Genomic DNA, 15,897 nt, shown 5'->3' with positions numbered 1-15,897 from the left:
CCCTCGAATGCGCGTCTCACACGGCCACGGCGCTCGCTCGCGGCCACCGTGATGGGGCACGATGACGGGATGGCCTTCGAGCGCAGCGGCCGCGCTGGACCGACCGGATCCCGCGGGGTCGGCAGCTGGTCGACCGAAGGCTGGCGCGCATCGGCGGTGGCGTGGATCGACGAGGCGCTGGCGGAACGTGGCGAGCGCCGGACCAGCGAAGTGGGCGAGCCGCGCATCCGGGCCTGGGCCACGGTCTTCAAGGTCCCGACGTCGACCGGACCGGCGTGGTTCAAGGCGGCGTCGCACGAGACGGCCGCGGAGGTCGCGCTGTACGGACTGCTGGCGGGGGTGGTCCCTCGGCAGGTGCTGCAGCCGATCGCCGTGGACGTCGCACGCGGCTGGCTGCTGCTGCCGGACGGCGGCACGTCCCTCGCGGCGTCACTTCGCACGGTGGATGTGGGGGAGGTCCTGGAGCGGCTCCTGCCCGAGTACGGGGCGCTGCAGCTCGCGCTGGCCCCGCACGTGCCGCAGATGCTGGTGCTCGGCATGGCCGACATGCGACCCGCTCGGATGCCGGCCCGTTTCCACGAGGCTGCGGCGGCCGTCCGTTCACGGCTCCATGAGGGCGACCGAGCCGCCTTCGAGCGAGCCCTGGAGTCCGGTCCGTCGTTCGAGGCCTGGGCGCGGGAGCTTGCGGAGTCGCCGGTGCCCGACAGTATCGATCACAACGACCTGCACGCCGCCAACATCCTCGTCCCGTCCGGGGATCCGGCCGCACCTGCCCGCTTCTACGATTGGGGCGACGCCGTCGTGTCCCATCCGTTCGCGACGATGCTGCACGGCCTCGGTTGGGTGCCCCCGCATCTCGGCGTCGCGGCGGACGATCCGCAGATGCTGCGACTGCGGGATGCCTACCTCGGCGCGTTCACCGACTTCGGCACGCACGCCGATCTGGTCCGGACGCTCGAGCTGGCGTGCCGGGTCGCGAAGGTGGCCCGCTGTCTGTCGTGGTCGCGGGCCATCGGGATGGGCGACGAGGCGCGCGGCTTCGAACGTGCGCCGATCGAGCTGTTCACCGGGATCCCGGACGCGTCCTACCTGTCGCCGGTGTGACGATTCTCGGTGATCCGCCGCCCGTCGGGCTTGCGAGCACCTTCGACGATCGCGTCCAGCCGTCGACTGTGCGCGCCGCGCCAATACACCTGACTGCACCCGGTGCACCGTGAGAACGAGCAGTATGTGCGGCGCGTGCCGTGCTCGAGTTCGGCCGCGACCTCCGCCGCAGACACTCGGGTCAGGACCGCCCCGCAGCGCAGACATCTGCCCCACGGGGTCAGCTCGAGTGCGAAGCGGTCGAGCATGTCGCGGAGCTGCTCATCCACATCGTCGGAGCGCAGGAGCGCACCGTCGGGCACAGCGCTCCGGAACAGCAGGCCGCGATCACGCGTCAGCAGGACCCGGCCATCCGCCGCGGACCGTTCAGCGAGCTCAGGATCGTCGGCGCCCGGATCGTATGCGACGTCGACCCCGAGCAGCCGCATCCGGCGAGCGAGCGCGCCGAGGTGCACGTCCAGGAGGAAGCGGCCGGAATGCCGCTGCGGACGGCGCCGCGCCCGGACCACCGCCGTCGCAGCGTCGAGCAGGTGCGTCGTTCGGAGCGCATCCCGCTCGACCCGGCGCCCATCGATCAGGACCTCGCCCACCTCGGTGCGCGGCACGCCGACGCTCTGCAGCAGGTGTGCGACGGTCTCCGTTGTCGCGACCTCCCGCCCGAGGCGACCGCTCCGCTCGCGCCTGGGCAGCAGCGCCCGCAGCGACGGGTCCACCTCGACGAGAACGCGGGGCATCGCCCCATGGTGCTCGCCGCTGGTGAAGACTCGCTCAGCGTCGGTCGCCGGGGCTGTGCCTCCGGTGCCGAGGGCGTCCAGAATGGGGGAATGCCGTTCCGGGTCCCCTCCGTCCCCATCGTCCTCGACGGCGGACTCGGCACGCTGCTCGAGTCGCGCGGCCACGACCTTTCGAGCGACATGTGGAGCGCACGACTGCTGCTGCAGCAGCCGGATGAGGTGCGCGCCGCACACGACGAGTTCTTCGCGGCCGGCGCGCAGCTGGCGATCTCGGGCTCGTATCAGGCATCGTTCGAGGGCTTCGCCCGGGAGGGCCTTGATCGCGACCAGGCTGAACGGGTGATGCGACTGAGCATTCGCATCGCGACCGAAGCGCGGGATGCGGCGGCCGCCGATGGCGCAGGGCCCGACGGCCGCTGGGTGGCAGCCTCCGTCGGCCCATACGGGGCGATGCTCGCCGACGGGTCGGAGTACCGGGGCGATTACCGGGTGGGGGAGCGGGAGCTGCGGGAGTGGCACGCCCCACGGATGGCGGTGCTCGCCGACGCGCAGCCGGACCTCCTCGCCGTTGAGACCATCCCGAGCCTGAGCGAGGTGCGGGCAGTGCTCGATGTGCTGAGCGGTTCCGGCGTGCCGGCCTGGGTGTCGGTGACGCCGCACCTCGGCGCGCTGCGCACCGCGGAGCCGCTGGAGTCGGCGTTCGCCGCCGCAGACGGGATCGATGAGATCATCGCGGTCGGCGTGAACTGCTGCTCTCCCAGCGAGGTGCTCGGCGCGATCGCCGCCGCCCGGCGTGCGACCGACAAGCCGATCGTCGTCTACCCGAACAGCGGCGAGCTGTGGGACGCGAAGAACCGCACCTGGGTGGGGGAGCCGGGCTTCCCCCGCGACCTGGTCGAGCGCTGGCTCGATGCCGGGGCCTGGATCATCGGCGGCTGCTGCCGAGTGGGCCCCGCCCAGATCTCCCGGATCGCCTCCGTGCTGCATCGGCACCCGGTGCAACCTTCGCTAGGCTCGACCACGTGAAGCTGTTCACTGGACTCGCCGGACTCGCCCTCCTCGGCCTGGGCGTCATCGCCGCCGTCGCCGGGCTGCTGGTGACCGACCGTGCGCTGCAGGCAAACCTCTATCCCATCGGGTTCGTGTTCATCGGGCTCGGGGTCATCGTGCTCACCTACTGGGTGGTGCCGCGCCGCAGCGAATGACCTCGCTCGGGTGACTTGACGTCTCTCTTCGGGAAACTTGAGGAAACTCCAAGTTCCGCGAGTACCGTGGAGCCGATCACGGGGGATGCGCTCGAGGAGTTGGCCCAATGCGTATTCCGCGCACGGCAATGGTCGCCGGAATCGCCGTGCTGGTGCTCACGCCTGCGACCATCGTCGTCTCGGTGTTCGCCGACACGACTGCGATCGCCGAGCAAGAGACGCAGACCCCGCCGCCGACGGAGCCGTCCGCGTCCTCGACGGCGCAACCCGACGACGCGGTGGGGACGCATCCGCCCGAACCGGCCGAGACCGGCGAGCCGACGCCCGACACCGAGCCTGTCCCTGAGCCGACTCGGAGTGAGCAGCCGGATGATGGCGAAGGCGATCATGACGGCGACGACGGCGACGGCGACGGGCATTGGGCCGAGGACAGGGAGAAGTGGACCGACCGCCACTGGGACCGCGACCCGGACGCGGACCACAGCAAGGACGGGGCGGACGGCGACGGCGGAAGCCCGGATCAGCCGGGCCATCCGGTGGCCGGGCCTGACGGCCCGGAGACGGAGCCCGAGCCCGAACCGGGGCCCACACCGCAGGAACCGGCGGAAGGCGGTGGAGGGGAACAGCCGGTCGCCGGCCCGCGACCGGGCACCGACTCGCCGCCCAAGAACGGCGCCTCCGGCGACGACGGCGGAGACGAACCGGAGAAGCCCGATGCCGTCCTCCCACCGGTCGTGTCGGGCTCTGGCGACGACGGTCAGAACGTGCCCGCACCGGAGCCGCCGACGGCGTCTGCGCCCGACCGCGATGCCGCGGAGAAGGGCGCCGCGAACCCGAGCGACAGCGGAACGGAAGGGACGCACCGGAACGACACGAACGAGCACGACGACGAAAAGAAGGACGGCACCGCGCAGCCGCCCAGCCAGAGCGCAGCACCACCTGCGCCAACGGGCGGCGGGATCCCGCCCGACAGTGCAGGCCCGGCACCGGGGGAGAACCGGCCGGACGGCACCGCGGCATCCGCACCGTCGTCGCTTCGGACGACCACCTGGCTGCTCGCCGCCGCGGCGATCGCCAGTGCGGTGCTGTTCGTGGTGGCGTCGGGGCTTCAGTTCCTGCACAACCGGCCGCACGGGCGGCACCGCGCCGGATAGCGGACGCGCAGCGAGCGCTCTCGCGATCCGCACGCGCCGCGCCCCGACTTCGCGAAACGTCGATGCTCCACGTACCCTCGTTAGACCATGACATACCGGGTGAGGCGGCGCCGTGCGCCCGAGGCGGCCCTCGTCGCCATCGCCCTCACCCTCGCCGGTGCACTGGCGGGATGCGCCGAGCTGTCGGCGCGAGGGTCCGAGCCTGGCCCGCCGCCCACGGTGGCGCCGACCCCATCTCCGACGCCTGCCGAGGCAGCTCCGACGTCCGTCGTCGTCGTGGGCGATTCACTTGCCGACGGCGAAGGCTTCGACGCCACGCCGGAGGATCCGGGGTCGTGGAAGATGTATCTCGACGAGAGCATCGAGGTCACCGGAGGCTGGTGGCGCAACGGCGCCACGACCGTCAACATGGCCGACAACCTCGAGCTGTCAGAGGGTGAGGTGCTCGTCGTCATGGGCGGCACGAACGACGCGGCGCGGAACGTCCCGGTCAGCGACACCGTGAGCAGCGTGAAGCGCATCGTCGAGAAGGTGCAGACCGATGCGGTGATCCTCTGCGCCATTCCGCCGCTGGCGAAGCACCAGGCTGCCGTCCGGCGCATCAACACGGCCCTCGAGACGCTCGCGAACGATTCCGGCTGGCGGTGGATCGACCCGTGGGAGCTCTACCGGGACGGCGACGACTGGACGAACGGCGGGTCGCTCGACGGGATGCATGCCTCGCTTCCGGCATATCGGTCGGCCGGCATCGTCATCTCACAGGCCATCGAGCAGGCCAGTATCGCGCGCGTCCGCTGACCAGTCTCCGGTCGTCGGACGCCGTCGGCCTCGCCGCCGGCCGACCCGGTCAACGGGTCAGAAGAGCGCGGTCGATGCGACCAGTGCTGCCGTCACCAGGCCGATGAAGCCGGCGACCACGACGGCAGCGCTGAAGCTGCCGTCCTCGTCCCAGCGTTCGGCGGTGTCGATCTTGCTTGTGGTTGGTGCGAGTTCTGGCGGATGCATGTGGAGCCTCTCTCATGGTGCGCTCCCACCGTAGGCGTCGCAAAGCCGCTCGAAGGCCGAGTCCCGGCGTTCGCCCGCCGGACTTTCAGGAAGCTCCAACCGTAGACATCGCAGACCCGATCCGGCACGGGATCCGCGTGCGACCGTCACGGCTCGACGGTGACCCTGTCGCCGATGAACGCCCGTTCGGGAACGAACTCGGTCGGATCGCTTCGCTCAGCCCGCCGACGGACGAGTGTCGAGCGCAGCTTGTGCATCGGCCAGCCCACGACCGCCAGCATGTAGTCGGTCAGCGGGATCCGCCGCCCCTCCTTCGCGACGCCGGTCTTGATCTCATCGGCGATGGGGCGCCCGGTCGCCTTCGCGAACAGGTGATGCCGGGCGATCTTCAGGCGGTAATCGAGGTCGATCCGTGCGAACTCTTCGTCGTTGACGAACTTCCGGCCGTACTTCAGGAAGATCCGGAAGCCGGGTACGAGGTAGGAGGTCCAGCCGCCGAGTCTCGCGGTGACGCTTCGCTCATCGAAGCGAGTGAAGATCAGCGGCTCGAACACGAACGCCATCTTCCGATCGAGCAGCCGCCTGAAGATGAACTCCATGTCCATCAGCGGGAAGATCTCCTTCGAGAACGTCTCGTGCAGGATGTCGGGGTGAGCCCGGAAGAACATGTGGGAGCCGCTCAGCCAGGTCACTTCACCGATCATCCAGCGGCGGCCGTACTCGCGGCCCTCGTACACGGAGATCGACGGGTCCAGGCCGTGTGGCTTCGTCCGGTCGTTGAACACGTCGATCGCGTGGACGAAGTCGATCTCGTCATCGGTCTCCGCGACCGACACCATCTGCTCGATGCAGTCTCTGCGCATGAGATCGTCGGCCATCAGGAGTTTCACGTACTTTGCTTCCGCCGGAACCATCGCCATGGCGGCGTTCCAGTTGTCGATCTGCGGGAGGAGGCGCTCGTTCCGGCGAGTCAGGATCGGCACCGGCCCGCCGGCGTAGCGGGCGATCGCAGCGGGGGTCTCGTCCGTGCTCGCGTTGTCGAGGACGACGTGAACCACGTTCGCGTAGGTCTGGTTCTGGACGCACGCCAGCGTTTTCGCCACGTGAGCGCCGCCGTTGTAGACAGGGGTCACCACGGCGACCAGCGGTAGGTTCCCGGGCGCGGTCTCCGCCGGCTGTGTCATCGATTCATCGATTCATCGTTCATCAGGGCCATCCTCCTCTCCGAGGGTGGCATATGGTAGCGGGTTGCGACGCGATGAATCGCAATGGGCCACCCGAGTGCCGGTCAGGGCCGGCAGGCCTGCAAGGCCGATCAGACGGGAACGATCCGCCAGCACTCCCGGCCGTAGCGCATGCAGTGCACGCAGGTCACCGCGTTCGCCATCCGCTCGAGGATCGAGATCGCCGCAGTGGTGCACACGAATCGACCGCGCTTGCAATCGATCGCCATGTGCGTCACCTCGACGGTGCACTCCGTGTCGGAGTGGTTCATCTCGCAGTCGAGGTCGTGCGAGCCCACCAGCTCTTCGAGGTCTACGTCTTCTTGAAGGTCGATCATCATGACTGGTTCCCCCTTTGCAACAGTGATAGTTGCTGAGAGATCACCTTCAATCACGACACGCTGGGCGCGCCTCAACTGAAACACGGCCGTAATCCGCCATGCAGCGGACGAGCGCGTGCCGGATCAGTCGGGGTCGGTCAGCGAGACCGGCCCGTGCACCGGGCAGATGTACACCATGGTGAGGTGCGCGGACCCCTCGACGGCTTCGGCCGCGATCGGCTCCACCTCGAGCTCCCGCCCGCATTCCGCGCAGCGTGCCCCGCTCCACGCCTGCTCGTTGTCCACTCCTGCAGGTTAGGTCGACACAGGCACGCAGAAGCGGGATTGTCCCGATGCTCCCAGTTAGGGGCGTGCAAGCGCTCAGGCGAGCGGCTCGATGAGCTGCGGCCCGTTGTTGCGGACGCTGTTCACGTCGCGGGAGACCTCCCAGTGGGTCAGCTCGTGCGCCACCTCGGCCGAGCTGCGGTCGAGCAGCGAGAGGAGCTGGTCCGCGCTGAGGTGGTCGCCCAGCCAGTCGTCGTAGGCGTCTGGGGTGAGACATGCAGGCATCCGGTCATGCACCTCGCCGGGAGCGACGTGCGCGTCGCGCGTGATGATCGCAACGGAGAGCCGCCACCGATCCGGGTCGTCGTCCGCCTTCGCCGGGTCGCGCCAGGCGGTCATCACCCCCGCCATGGCGAGCGCGGATTCCGGGGCCGAGATGAAGTACGGCTGCTTGCCGTCCTGGCGGACCTGCCATTCGAAGTAGCCGCGCGCCGGCACGATGCAGCGTGAGTTCGCGAAACCCTTCCGGAACATCCCGCTCGTCGCCACCGTCTCGACCCTCGCGTTGATCGGCTGCGGCCGCTGGTCGAAGCTCTTGTAGAACGAGGGCACGAACCCCCATCGCGGGGTCTCCATATGCCGCTCGCCCTTCCACTCCCGCACTGCGGCGATCGGCGTCGTCGGCGCGACGTTGAAGTTGTCGGAGAGGGAGCCCAGACCTTCGAGCACCCCGATCAGGTCCGGAGTCTCCCGGGTCACAGCGAATCGGCCGCACATCCCCCCATCCTGGCACCGCCCATAGCACACATCGACCGCGAACTCGAACGAGAACGGCTGAGAGACACCCGCCGGTAGACTCGGTCCATAAGAAAGGGGACTCCATCCGGATTTCCAGAAATGCCGTCGGAATGCTGCTCCAGGGTCGCTATCAGGTTCAAGAGCTCCTCGGACGAGGCGGCGCCGCCGCCGTCTACCGCGCGACCGACGAGGTGCTCGACCGGGATGTCGCCGTCAAGATCTTCGACGCCAACGCGCTCGATGAGACCGACACCGCCCGCCAGCTCTACGAGGTGAAGGTGCTCGCGCGCCTCAGTCACCACGGTCTCGTGACGCTGCTCGACGCCGGCCTCGGCTCGTCGGACAATGACCCGCCCCACGTGTTCCTCGTGATGGAGCTCGTGGAGGGCGCCGACCTCACCAAGCGACTCGCGGGTGGCGCCCTGCCACCCGTCGAGACCGCGAACATCGGCTATGACATCGCAGAGGCTCTGGGGTACATCCACTCTCGCGGCGTCGTGCACCGCGACGTGAAGCCCGCGAACATCCTGATGGTCCGCTACGGCGACGACGACACCCGCCCGCGGGCGAAGCTCACGGACTTCGGCATCGCGCAGCTCAGCGACCTCGGCGCGGGCGTCGACATCGGTGACCTGCCGAGAAGCACAGCGGGTACGGCGGCCTACATCAGCCCGGAGCAGGGCAACGGCGACCCGGTCAGTCCGTCGAGCGACGTCTACTCGCTCGGGCTTGTACTTCTGGAGTGCCTCACCGGCGAGGTCGCCTTCCCGGGCGACCCGGTACAAACCCTCGTCGCCCGCTTCGTCTCCGACCCTGCGATCCCCCCGATGGTCGGTGCGCAGTGGCGGGAGCTGATCTGCGCCATGACGGCACGCAACCCGGAGAACCGCCCGCCGCTGCGCGATGTCATCCTCAAACTCCGCCGCATCGCGTTCGAGCAGCTCGAGCGCACCGGCTCGGCGGAGCCCCAGATCATCTCCGACGACGACGAGGCCGGCCGGATGGAGGCGGTGCGCCGTTTCGAGATCCTGGACACGCCCGCCGACGGAGCCTTCGATCGCATCACGTCGCTGGCCGCGCGGCTGCTCAAGGCCCCGATCGCGATCGTCAGCATCGTCGACCACGACCGGATCTGGTTCAAGTCCCACCACGGCCTGGACCTCGAGCAGATCGACCGGGATCCTGGCCTCTGCGCATCGGCGATCCTGCACGATGAGCCCTGGGTGGTAGGGGACGCGAGGGTGGACCCGCGGACTCTCGCGAACCCGCTCGTGGCCGGGGAGTTCGGGCTGCAGTTCTACGCCGGCGTGCCGCTGACGACCTCGGACGGCTTCGCCCTCGGCACCTTGTGCGTGCTGGACTTCGAGCCGCGAACCGTCTCCACCGACGACATCGCCAACCTTGAAGACCTCGCCGCCATGGTGATGGGCCAGCTGGAGCTCCGGCTCGAAAGTCGACGGGCGCAGCAGGCCGTCACGGCCTGAATTCCGGCGTTCCCGCTCGCCGGTACAGTGGGGGGAATGAGCGACCCGCAGACCGGCTTCGACCTCTTCTCCGACCGATCCGTCGTCGCCATGCGGGTGAACGGTGAGCTGCGGGATCTGGCGGCGACGATCTCGGCCGGCGAGAACGTCGAGCCGGTCGCCATCGGCTCACCCGATGGGCTTGCAATCCTCCGCCACTCCGCCGCGCACGTCACCGCCCAGGCGGTGCAGTCGATCAACCCGGAGGCGAAGCTCGGCATCGGCCCGCCCATTCCCGACGGGTTCTATTACGACTTCGACGTCGAGCATCCGTTCACCCCCGAAGATCTGAAGGCCATCGAAAAGGCCATGGACCGGATCATCCGGTCCGGTCAGCGGTTCATCCGCCGCGTCGTCACCGAGGAGGAGGCGCGCGCGGAGCTCGCCGACGAGCCGTACAAGCTCGAGCTGATCGGCCTCAAGGGCGGCGCCACCGGGAGCGATGACGAGAGCGTCGAGGTCGGCGGCGCGGAGCTTACCATCTACGACAACGTCGACCCGAGATCGGGGGAGACGGTGTGGAAGGACCTCTGCCGGGGTCCGCATCTGCCGAACACACGGATGATCGGTAACGGCGCCGCTCTCATGCGGGTCGCAGCGGCATACTGGCGTGGCAGCGAGAAGAACAAGCAGCTGCAGCGCATCTACGGCACCGCCTGGCCGAGCAAGGACGAGCTGCGCGCATACCGGGAGCGGCTCGAAGAGGCCGCGAAGCGCGACCACAGGAAGCTCGGAGCCGAGCTCGACCTGTTCTCGTTCCCGTCCGAGATCGGGTCCGGCATGTCCGTGTGGCACCCGCGTGGCGGCATCGTGCGGCAGGAGATGGAGCAGCACGCGCTGCGCCGCAACCGGGAGGCCGGCTACTCCTACGTCTACACCCCGCACATCACCAAGAGCGAGCTCTTCGAGCGGAGCGGGCACCTCACGAACTATGCCGACAGCATGTTCCCGCCGATGCGGCTCGACGAGGAGCGGGACGAGAACGGCACCGTCGTGAAACCCGGCCACGACTACTACCTGAAGCCGATGAACTGCCCGTTCCACATCCTGATCTATAAGGAGCGGCCGCGCAGCTACCGCGAGCTTCCGATGCGGCTCAGCGAGTTCGGCGCGGTGTACCGCAACGAGCTCTCCGGGGCCCTGCACGGTCTGACCCGCGTGCGCGGATTGACGATGGATGACGCGCACCTGTTCGTGCGGCCGGATCAGCTCGAGGAGGAGGTCTCGAAGACCCTCGAGCTCGTGATCTCCATGCTGCGCGACTTCGGGCTCACCGACTTCTACCTCGAGCTCTCGACCCGCGACGACGTCAAGGACAAGTGGCTGGGCGACGACGCGATGTGGGTGGAGACCACCGAGGCACTCCGCCGGGTGGCCATCGCCTCCGGGCTCGAGCTCGTCGACGACCCGGGCGGAGCGGCGTTCTACGGGCCGAAGATCTCGGTGCAGGCGCGCGATGCCATCGGCCGGACCTGGCAGCTGTCCACCGTGCAGATCGACCCGAACCTCCCGGAGCGGTTCGACCTGGAGTTCACCGCGGCGGACGGCTCCAAACAGCGGCCGATCATGATCCACCGGGCGCTGCTCGGGTCGATGGAGCGGTTCTTCGGCATCCTGCTGGAACACTATGCCGGCGCCTTCCCGGCATGGCTTGCGCCCGTGCAGGTCGTCGGCATCCCGGTCGCCGAGGAGTACGGCGACTACCTCGAGGACATCGCGGCGCGGCTGCGCGCCGAGGGCGTCCGCGTCGAGGTCGATCACTCCGACGAGCGGATGCAGAAGAAGATCCGCACGCACACGCTGCAGAAGGTGCCCTACCAGCTCATCGCCGGCGAGACCGACCGGGCTGCCGGCACGGTGAGCTTCCGCTTCCGCGACGGCACCCAGGACAACGGCGTCGCCGTCGATGAGGCGATCGAGCGGATCACCTCCGCCATCGCCGCGAAGGCGCACGTCTGATGACGCGCGACTACGACGGCGTCGAGTACGACACCGAACGCTCGTCAGACTTCGCCGCCGCACCGGATTCGTTCCAGCGGCTGTGGACGCCGCACCGGCTCGTCTACATCGAGAACGGACAACTGCCCGGTGAGGACGAGTGCCCGTTCTGCATCGCTCCGAACAAGACCGACGAGGAAGCGCTCATCGTGGCGCGCGGCGAGCACGCCTTCGCGTTGCTGAACCTCTTCCCGTACAACAGTGGCCATCTGCTGGTGTGCCCGTACCGCCACGTCTCCACCTACGACCTTGCGACGGCCGAGGAGGTCGCCGAGATCGGTTCGATGACGCAGACCGCGATGCGGGTGCTCACCAACATCTCCCATGCACACGGCTTCAACCTCGGCATGAACCAGGGCCGCGTCGCCGGCGCCGGTATCGCGGAGCACCTGCACCAGCATGTCGTTCCGCGATGGGCGCTCGACGCGAACTTCTTCCCGATCATCGCCGAGACGAAGGCCGTGCCACGGCTGCTGGGCGAGGTGCGCGCGGAGATCGCCGGCGCATGGTCTCAGTACGCGGTGCGCGACAGCGCCTAGCCCGCAGGAGTTCACGGGCGGTCATCGACCGCCATACAACGAAGCGCCGAGGCGCGCAAGAGTAGGATTTTCCTCATGTCAGACAGCACAGCAACTTCCGGAACCGTCGGCTCGAGCCGGGTCAAGCGCGGCCTCGCCGAAATGCTCAAGGGCGGCGTCATCATGGACGTCGTCACCGCCGACCAGGCGAGGATCGCCGAAGACGCGGGTGCGGTCGCCGTCATGGCACTGGAGCGCGTGCCCGCCGACATCCGGGCCCAGGGCGGCGTCGCGCGCATGAGCGACCCACGCCTCATCGACGAGATCATCGCGGCCGTCTCCATCCCCGTCATGGCGAAGGCGCGCATCGGACACTTCGTCGAGGCGCAGATCCTCGAGCACATCGGTGTCGACTACATCGACGAGTCCGAGGTGCTGAGCCCCGCCGACTACGTGCACCACATCGACAAGTGGCGCTTCACCGTGCCGTTCGTGTGCGGCGCGACGAACCTGGGTGAGGCGTTGCGGCGCATCACCGAGGGCGCCGCGATGATCCGATCGAAGGGCGAGGCCGGCACCGGCGACGTCTCGGAGGCGACCAAGCACATCCGCACCATCACGGCGGAGATCAACCGGCTCCGCTCGCTGACGAAGGATGAGCTGTACGTCGCCGCCAAGGAGCTGCAGGCGCCGTACGAGCTGGTCGCTGAGATCGCCGAGACCGGCAAGCTGCCGGTGGTGCTCTTCACGGCCGGCGGCGTGGCGACGCCCGCTGACGCCGCACTGATGATGCAGCTGGGAGCGGACGGCGTATTCGTCGGCAGCGGCATCTTCAAGTCGGGCGACCCCGCGAAGCGCGCCGCGGCGATCGTGAAGGCGACCACCTTCTACGACGACGCCTCGGTGATCACCGACGCGTCCCGCGGGCTCGGCGAGGCAATGGTCGGCATCAACGTCGCGGACCTCGCGGCGCCGCACCGGCTCGCGTCGCGTGGCTGGTAGTCCGGGAGGAGAGGGCACCGAGGCGGCGAGCCCCGCACCCCGGATCGGGGTGCTGGCGCTGCAGGGCGACTTCCGCGAGCACCTCGCCGTGCTCCGCGGGCTCGGCGCGGAGGCGGTGCCCGTGCGCCGCCCGGCTGAGCTCGAAACGGTGGACGGCCTGGTGATCCCGGGCGGTGAGTCGACCGTCATCGACAAGCTGAGCCGGTCATTCGGCATGGCGGATCCGCTCAGGCGGTCGATCGCGGACGGCATGCCCGTCTATGGAACGTGCGCCGGGTTGATCATGCTCGCCGACACGATCCTCGACGGCATCGAGGGCCAGGAGAGCTTCGGGGGCCTGAACGTCGCCGTGCGGCGCAATGCGTTCGGCACGCAGGTGGACTCGTTCGAGGCGGACCTCGACGTGCCCGCCCTCGGGGAGCAGCCGGTGCACGCGGTGTTCATCCGCGCACCGGTGGTGGAGAACGTCGGCGACGGTGCGTCCGCGCTCGCGGCGCTCGACGACGGACGGGTGGTCGCCGTGGAACAGGGCAACCTGATGGGCACCTCGTTCCACCCGGAGGTCACCGGGGAGACTCGGTTCCACCAGTACTTCCTCGACAAGGTGCGCGCGGCGCGCTCCTGAGCTCTGGAGGCGGTATGCAGGCGTCGCACGTTCTCGAGCTGCTCGACCTGATCAGCGGCGCGGGGCTCCGCGCCTGGGTCGGCGGCGGCTGGGCGGTCGACGCCGTGGTCGGCAGACAGACGCGAGAGCATGGCGACCTGGACCTTGCCGCGGACGCTTCGCAGCTGAATGCGCTGCTTGCGCTGCTGGCGAAGGAGGGCTTCCGCATCACCGTGGACTGGCTGCCGTCCCGCGCGGAGCTCACGGCGCCGGACGGTCGTCGCGTCGACATCCACCCGGTCGAGTTCGCCGCTGACGGCAGCGGCGTCCAGGCGGGACACGGTGGCCCGCCGTTCGAGTACCCGGTCGACGCGTTCACCACCGGGTCGATCGCCGGTCGCACGGTGAACTGCCTGTCGGTCGAGCAGCAGCTCCGCTTCCGCGAGGGATACGCGCCACGCGACGTCGACCGGCACGACGTCGCGCTGCTCCGGCGCGGCAGCACCGGGGAGTGACGGACCGCATCGGGTCCGAGTCGGCGGAGATCATGGCCGACCCGCCGGGCGGACGAGCTGCACACCGGCGTGTCGGCATGGATTTCCGCGGAGTCGGTGCCCGACCGGCTGAAGCGTGACGGATCACCCCTCCAGCAATCGCCGCAGCCAGCGCAGCGTCGGCGCCGCCTGCGCCTGCTGGAACGCGCGGAGGTGCGGGATCCCGGGCGGCGCAGGCAGCCCGGACATCCACTGCAGCCATCCCGCCCATCCGGCGACGATCGTCAGGACGGCGTCCGGATCGGCAACGGCGGTGGCCGGATGAGCGGCGAACATCTCAGCTGCAGCGGATCCGTAGCCGTGCATTTCGACCGTGGGGAGAAAGAACACCAGGTCGAGCCATCCCTGTCCCACCCGTGCGTGCGGCCAATCCAGCAGGGTGACCCGGCCGTCGGGTCCGATCAGCAGATTGTCGGTCCGGATGTCCAGGTGCACGATCGACCCACCCTCGCAGGCGGACCGGACAGCTTCGCCTTCGCGCTGGCGGAGCGTTCCGAGGTGCGGGCGGGCCCAGGCGGGCACGTCGTGCGCGCGCAGCGGGTCGCTCGCGATGGCGCTCCACCCTGTGAACATCGCAGCGAGGTCCGGTCCGCACGGCTCGAGGATGGGCGGTGCGGCAACCCGGCTCATCCGGTCGAGCGCGTCGAGGACGAGCGCGACGTCGTCTGCCGTCCACGGGGAACCCGGGTGACGGCCGTGAACGGGGTCGAGGGCCAGCGCCACCCACTTCCCGTCGTCGAACCACCACTGGAGGCGCGGGCCGAGGCCGGGCGGCAGGGCGGCGGTGACCTCTGCCTCACGCCGGTGAAGCCCGGGCGAATCGGGGTTCGCGGCGTACGACACCGCCTTGATGAACACCCGGTCGCCACCCTCGGTCGTGACCACGCTTGCAAGGCCGGGGCTGAACCCCGTCTCGGCGCTCACGGCCTTCGTCACGCGGGAGCCGATCCGCCCTTCGATGCCGGCTCGTACCTCTGCAGGCAGGGCGTCCCAGGTGATCCTGCCGCCGCCGATCGCCGATGCCCCGCTGTGCCCGTCCATCCGGACAGTCTGGTGGAGACCCCGGGCGCGTCTGAGCCGCCCGGTAGAATCTTCCCCATGTCAGGTCACTCCAAGTGGGCGACGACGAAGCACAAGAAGGCCGTCATCGACGCGCGACGTGCCAAATCGTTCGCCAAGCTCATCAAGAACATCGAGGTCGCCGCGAAGATCGGCGGCGCAGACCTCTCCGGTAACCCGACGCTCGTCGACGCCGTGCAGAAGGCCAAGAAGACCTCGGTGCCGAACGACAACATCGACCGCGCGATCAAGCGCGGCGCCGGGCTCACCGGTGAGTCCGTCGACTACCAGACGATCATGTACGAGGGCTACGGTCCGAACGGCGTCGCCCTGCTCATCGAGTGCCTGACGGACAATCGGAACCGCGCGGCAGCGGACGTCCGCACAGCGATGACCCGCAACGGCGGAACCATGGCCGATCCCGGCAGCGTCGCCTACAACTTCAGCCGCAAGGGCGTCATCTCGATCACGAAGACGGAGGGGCTCGACGAGGACGACATCCTCGCAGCCGTCCTCGACGCCGGCGCCGAGGAGGTGACCGACCGCGGCGGGGGATTCGAGGTGATCACCGAGCCGTCACAGCTCGTCGCCGCCCGCACCGCGCTGCAGGAGGCCGGCATCGACTACGACGCGGCCGACGCGGAGTTCGTGCCGAACCTCTCCATCGAGGTCAACGCCGAGACGGCCCGGAAGGTGTTCAGGCTGATCGACGCGCTCGAGGACAGCGACGATGTGCAGAACGTCTACGCCAACCTCGACATCCCGGCCGAGGTCCAGGCCGAGCTCGACGAGGAGTAGCCGGTGGCGCTCC

The 15,897-nt window shown here is 69.1% G+C and carries 19 protein-coding genes; 12 read left to right on the top strand and 7 right to left on the bottom strand.

All coding sequences use genetic code 11. The features are described 5' to 3' along the window. Window positions 1–69: 69 nt before the first annotated feature. The gene (locus ACFFGH_RS09425; RefSeq protein ID WP_386667589.1) at window positions 70–1,104 is read left to right on the top strand and encodes a phosphotransferase; all 1,035 of its coding nucleotides are present in this window, start codon (window positions 70–72) and stop codon (window positions 1,102–1,104) included. On the opposite strand, the gene ACFFGH_RS09420 is transcribed toward ACFFGH_RS09425, so the two are convergent. Continuing rightward, a complete protein-coding gene (locus ACFFGH_RS09420) occupies window positions 1,086–1,838 on the bottom strand; it encodes a Mut7-C RNAse domain-containing protein (RefSeq protein ID WP_386667587.1) in 753 nt (250 codons plus the stop codon). The two genes, ACFFGH_RS09425 and ACFFGH_RS09420, sit on opposite strands and share 19 nt — an antisense overlap. A gap of 90 nt (window positions 1,839–1,928) precedes the next feature. Between ACFFGH_RS09420 and mmuM the strand changes: the two genes are divergently transcribed. The 4 genes from mmuM (at window position 1,929) to ACFFGH_RS09400 (ending at window position 4,995) form a co-directional block, all read left to right on the top strand. Then, the gene (mmuM, locus tag ACFFGH_RS09415; RefSeq protein ID WP_386667585.1) at window positions 1,929–2,864 is read left to right on the top strand and encodes a homocysteine S-methyltransferase; all 936 of its coding nucleotides are present in this window, start codon (window positions 1,929–1,931) and stop codon (window positions 2,862–2,864) included. After that, window positions 2,861–3,043, top strand: a complete 183-nt coding sequence (locus tag ACFFGH_RS09410; RefSeq protein ID WP_386667583.1) for a hypothetical protein — start codon at window positions 2,861–2,863, stop codon at window positions 3,041–3,043. The genes mmuM and ACFFGH_RS09410 overlap by 4 nt, the downstream gene beginning before the upstream one ends. A gap of 107 nt (window positions 3,044–3,150) precedes the next feature. Next, on the top strand, window positions 3,151–4,197 hold the full coding sequence (locus ACFFGH_RS09405; RefSeq protein ID WP_386667581.1) for an MSCRAMM family adhesin: 1,047 nt from the start codon (window positions 3,151–3,153) through the stop codon (window positions 4,195–4,197). Window positions 4,198–4,284: 87 nt separating this feature from the next. Then, window positions 4,285–4,995: an SGNH/GDSL hydrolase family protein gene (locus ACFFGH_RS09400; RefSeq protein WP_386667579.1), complete on the top strand. Its 711-nt coding sequence runs from the start codon at window positions 4,285–4,287 to the stop codon at window positions 4,993–4,995. Window positions 4,996–5,052: 57 nt separating this feature from the next. On the opposite strand, the gene ACFFGH_RS09395 is transcribed toward ACFFGH_RS09400, so the two are convergent. From ACFFGH_RS09395 to ACFFGH_RS09375, 5 genes are all read right to left on the bottom strand, one after another. Continuing rightward, window positions 5,053–5,202, bottom strand: coding sequence for a hypothetical protein (locus ACFFGH_RS09395; protein ID WP_386667577.1), 150 nt, complete (start codon window positions 5,200–5,202; stop codon window positions 5,053–5,055). 146 nt (window positions 5,203–5,348) lie between these two features. Next, window positions 5,349–6,386 carry a glycosyltransferase family 2 protein gene (locus tag ACFFGH_RS09390; RefSeq protein ID WP_386667575.1) on the bottom strand — a complete coding sequence of 346 codons (1,038 nt, stop codon included), beginning with the start codon at window positions 6,384–6,386 and terminating at the stop codon, window positions 5,349–5,351. A 131-nt stretch (window positions 6,387–6,517) separates the two neighbouring features. Further along, the gene (locus ACFFGH_RS09385) at window positions 6,518–6,766 is read right to left on the bottom strand and encodes a hypothetical protein (RefSeq protein WP_386667574.1); all 249 of its coding nucleotides are present in this window, start codon (window positions 6,764–6,766) and stop codon (window positions 6,518–6,520) included. A 123-nt stretch (window positions 6,767–6,889) separates the two neighbouring features. After that, window positions 6,890–7,051 carry a hypothetical protein gene (locus ACFFGH_RS09380; protein ID WP_386667572.1) on the bottom strand — a complete coding sequence of 54 codons (162 nt, stop codon included), beginning with the start codon at window positions 7,049–7,051 and terminating at the stop codon, window positions 6,890–6,892. Between the two features lie 75 nt (window positions 7,052–7,126). Further along, window positions 7,127–7,807 carry an SOS response-associated peptidase gene (locus ACFFGH_RS09375; RefSeq protein WP_386667570.1) on the bottom strand — a complete coding sequence of 227 codons (681 nt, stop codon included), beginning with the start codon at window positions 7,805–7,807 and terminating at the stop codon, window positions 7,127–7,129. Window positions 7,808–7,938: 131 nt separating this feature from the next. Between ACFFGH_RS09375 and ACFFGH_RS09370 the strand changes: the two genes are divergently transcribed. The 6 genes from ACFFGH_RS09370 (at window position 7,939) to ACFFGH_RS09345 (ending at window position 13,988) form a co-directional block, all read left to right on the top strand. After that, complete coding sequence (locus ACFFGH_RS09370; protein WP_386667568.1) at window positions 7,939–9,312, top strand: protein kinase domain-containing protein; 1,374 nt, start codon at window positions 7,939–7,941, stop codon at window positions 9,310–9,312. Window positions 9,313–9,348: 36 nt separating this feature from the next. Continuing rightward, entirely contained in the window at window positions 9,349–11,310 is a 1,962-nt protein-coding gene (gene thrS, locus ACFFGH_RS09365) for a threonine--tRNA ligase (RefSeq protein ID WP_386667566.1), read from the top strand. Continuing rightward, window positions 11,310–11,888 (top strand): HIT family protein, encoded by a 579-nt coding sequence (locus ACFFGH_RS09360; RefSeq protein WP_386667564.1) that lies wholly within the window; start codon window positions 11,310–11,312, stop codon window positions 11,886–11,888. The genes thrS and ACFFGH_RS09360 overlap by 1 nt, the downstream gene beginning before the upstream one ends. Window positions 11,889–11,963: 75 nt before the next feature. Further along, window positions 11,964–12,869 (top strand): pyridoxal 5'-phosphate synthase lyase subunit PdxS, encoded by a 906-nt coding sequence (pdxS, locus tag ACFFGH_RS09355; RefSeq protein WP_386667562.1) that lies wholly within the window; start codon window positions 11,964–11,966, stop codon window positions 12,867–12,869. Then, window positions 12,859–13,494, top strand: coding sequence for a pyridoxal 5'-phosphate synthase glutaminase subunit PdxT (gene pdxT / locus ACFFGH_RS09350; RefSeq protein WP_386667560.1), 636 nt, complete (start codon window positions 12,859–12,861; stop codon window positions 13,492–13,494). The genes pdxS and pdxT overlap by 11 nt, the downstream gene beginning before the upstream one ends. Window positions 13,495–13,508: 14 nt before the next feature. Beyond that, window positions 13,509–13,988, top strand: a complete 480-nt coding sequence (locus ACFFGH_RS09345; protein WP_386667558.1) for a nucleotidyltransferase domain-containing protein — start codon at window positions 13,509–13,511, stop codon at window positions 13,986–13,988. Window positions 13,989–14,111: 123 nt separating this feature from the next. On the opposite strand, the gene ACFFGH_RS09340 is transcribed toward ACFFGH_RS09345, so the two are convergent. Continuing rightward, window positions 14,112–15,068 (bottom strand): phosphotransferase family protein, encoded by a 957-nt coding sequence (locus ACFFGH_RS09340; RefSeq protein WP_386667556.1) that lies wholly within the window; start codon window positions 15,066–15,068, stop codon window positions 14,112–14,114. 57 nt (window positions 15,069–15,125) lie between these two features. Here ACFFGH_RS09340 and ACFFGH_RS09335 point away from each other — a divergent pair, with 57 nt between their 5' ends. Then, window positions 15,126–15,884 carry a YebC/PmpR family DNA-binding transcriptional regulator gene (locus ACFFGH_RS09335; protein ID WP_386667554.1) on the top strand — a complete coding sequence of 253 codons (759 nt, stop codon included), beginning with the start codon at window positions 15,126–15,128 and terminating at the stop codon, window positions 15,882–15,884. The last annotated feature ends 13 nt before the right edge of the window (window positions 15,885–15,897 follow it).

This window comes from Lysobacter korlensis (genome assembly GCF_042434515.1).
Note: the sequence above shows the minus strand (reverse complement) of the source record. Positions and strands in the feature narration are given on the sequence as shown.

What these genes read in the sequence shown, in the direction of transcription:
- ACFFGH_RS09425 (WP_386667589.1), top strand. Translation starts at nt 70, where the DNA reads ATGGCCTTCGAGCGCAGCGGCCGCGCTGGACCGACCGGATCCCGCGGG.
- ACFFGH_RS09420 (WP_386667587.1), bottom strand. Translation starts at nt 1,838, where the DNA reads ATGCCCCGCGTTCTCGTCGAGGTGGACCCGTCGCTGCGGGCGCTGCTG.
- mmuM (WP_386667585.1), top strand. Translation starts at nt 1,929, where the DNA reads ATGCCGTTCCGGGTCCCCTCCGTCCCCATCGTCCTCGACGGCGGACTC.
- ACFFGH_RS09405 (WP_386667581.1), top strand. Translation starts at nt 3,151, where the DNA reads ATGCGTATTCCGCGCACGGCAATGGTCGCCGGAATCGCCGTGCTGGTG.
- ACFFGH_RS09400 (WP_386667579.1), top strand. Translation starts at nt 4,285, where the DNA reads ATGACATACCGGGTGAGGCGGCGCCGTGCGCCCGAGGCGGCCCTCGTC.
- ACFFGH_RS09395 (WP_386667577.1), bottom strand. Translation starts at nt 5,202, where the DNA reads ATGCATCCGCCAGAACTCGCACCAACCACAAGCAAGATCGACACCGCC.
- ACFFGH_RS09390 (WP_386667575.1), bottom strand. Translation starts at nt 6,386, where the DNA reads ATGACACAGCCGGCGGAGACCGCGCCCGGGAACCTACCGCTGGTCGCC.
- ACFFGH_RS09385 (WP_386667574.1), bottom strand. Translation starts at nt 6,766, where the DNA reads ATGATGATCGACCTTCAAGAAGACGTAGACCTCGAAGAGCTGGTGGGC.
- ACFFGH_RS09375 (WP_386667570.1), bottom strand. Translation starts at nt 7,807, where the DNA reads ATGTGCGGCCGATTCGCTGTGACCCGGGAGACTCCGGACCTGATCGGG.
- ACFFGH_RS09370 (WP_386667568.1), top strand. Translation starts at nt 7,939, where the DNA reads ATGCTGCTCCAGGGTCGCTATCAGGTTCAAGAGCTCCTCGGACGAGGC.
- thrS (WP_386667566.1), top strand. Translation starts at nt 9,349, where the DNA reads ATGAGCGACCCGCAGACCGGCTTCGACCTCTTCTCCGACCGATCCGTC.
- ACFFGH_RS09360 (WP_386667564.1), top strand. Translation starts at nt 11,310, where the DNA reads ATGACGCGCGACTACGACGGCGTCGAGTACGACACCGAACGCTCGTCA.
- pdxS (WP_386667562.1), top strand. Translation starts at nt 11,964, where the DNA reads ATGTCAGACAGCACAGCAACTTCCGGAACCGTCGGCTCGAGCCGGGTC.
- ACFFGH_RS09345 (WP_386667558.1), top strand. Translation starts at nt 13,509, where the DNA reads ATGCAGGCGTCGCACGTTCTCGAGCTGCTCGACCTGATCAGCGGCGCG.
- ACFFGH_RS09340 (WP_386667556.1), bottom strand. Translation starts at nt 15,068, where the DNA reads ATGGACGGGCACAGCGGGGCATCGGCGATCGGCGGCGGCAGGATCACC.
- ACFFGH_RS09335 (WP_386667554.1), top strand. Translation starts at nt 15,126, where the DNA reads ATGTCAGGTCACTCCAAGTGGGCGACGACGAAGCACAAGAAGGCCGTC.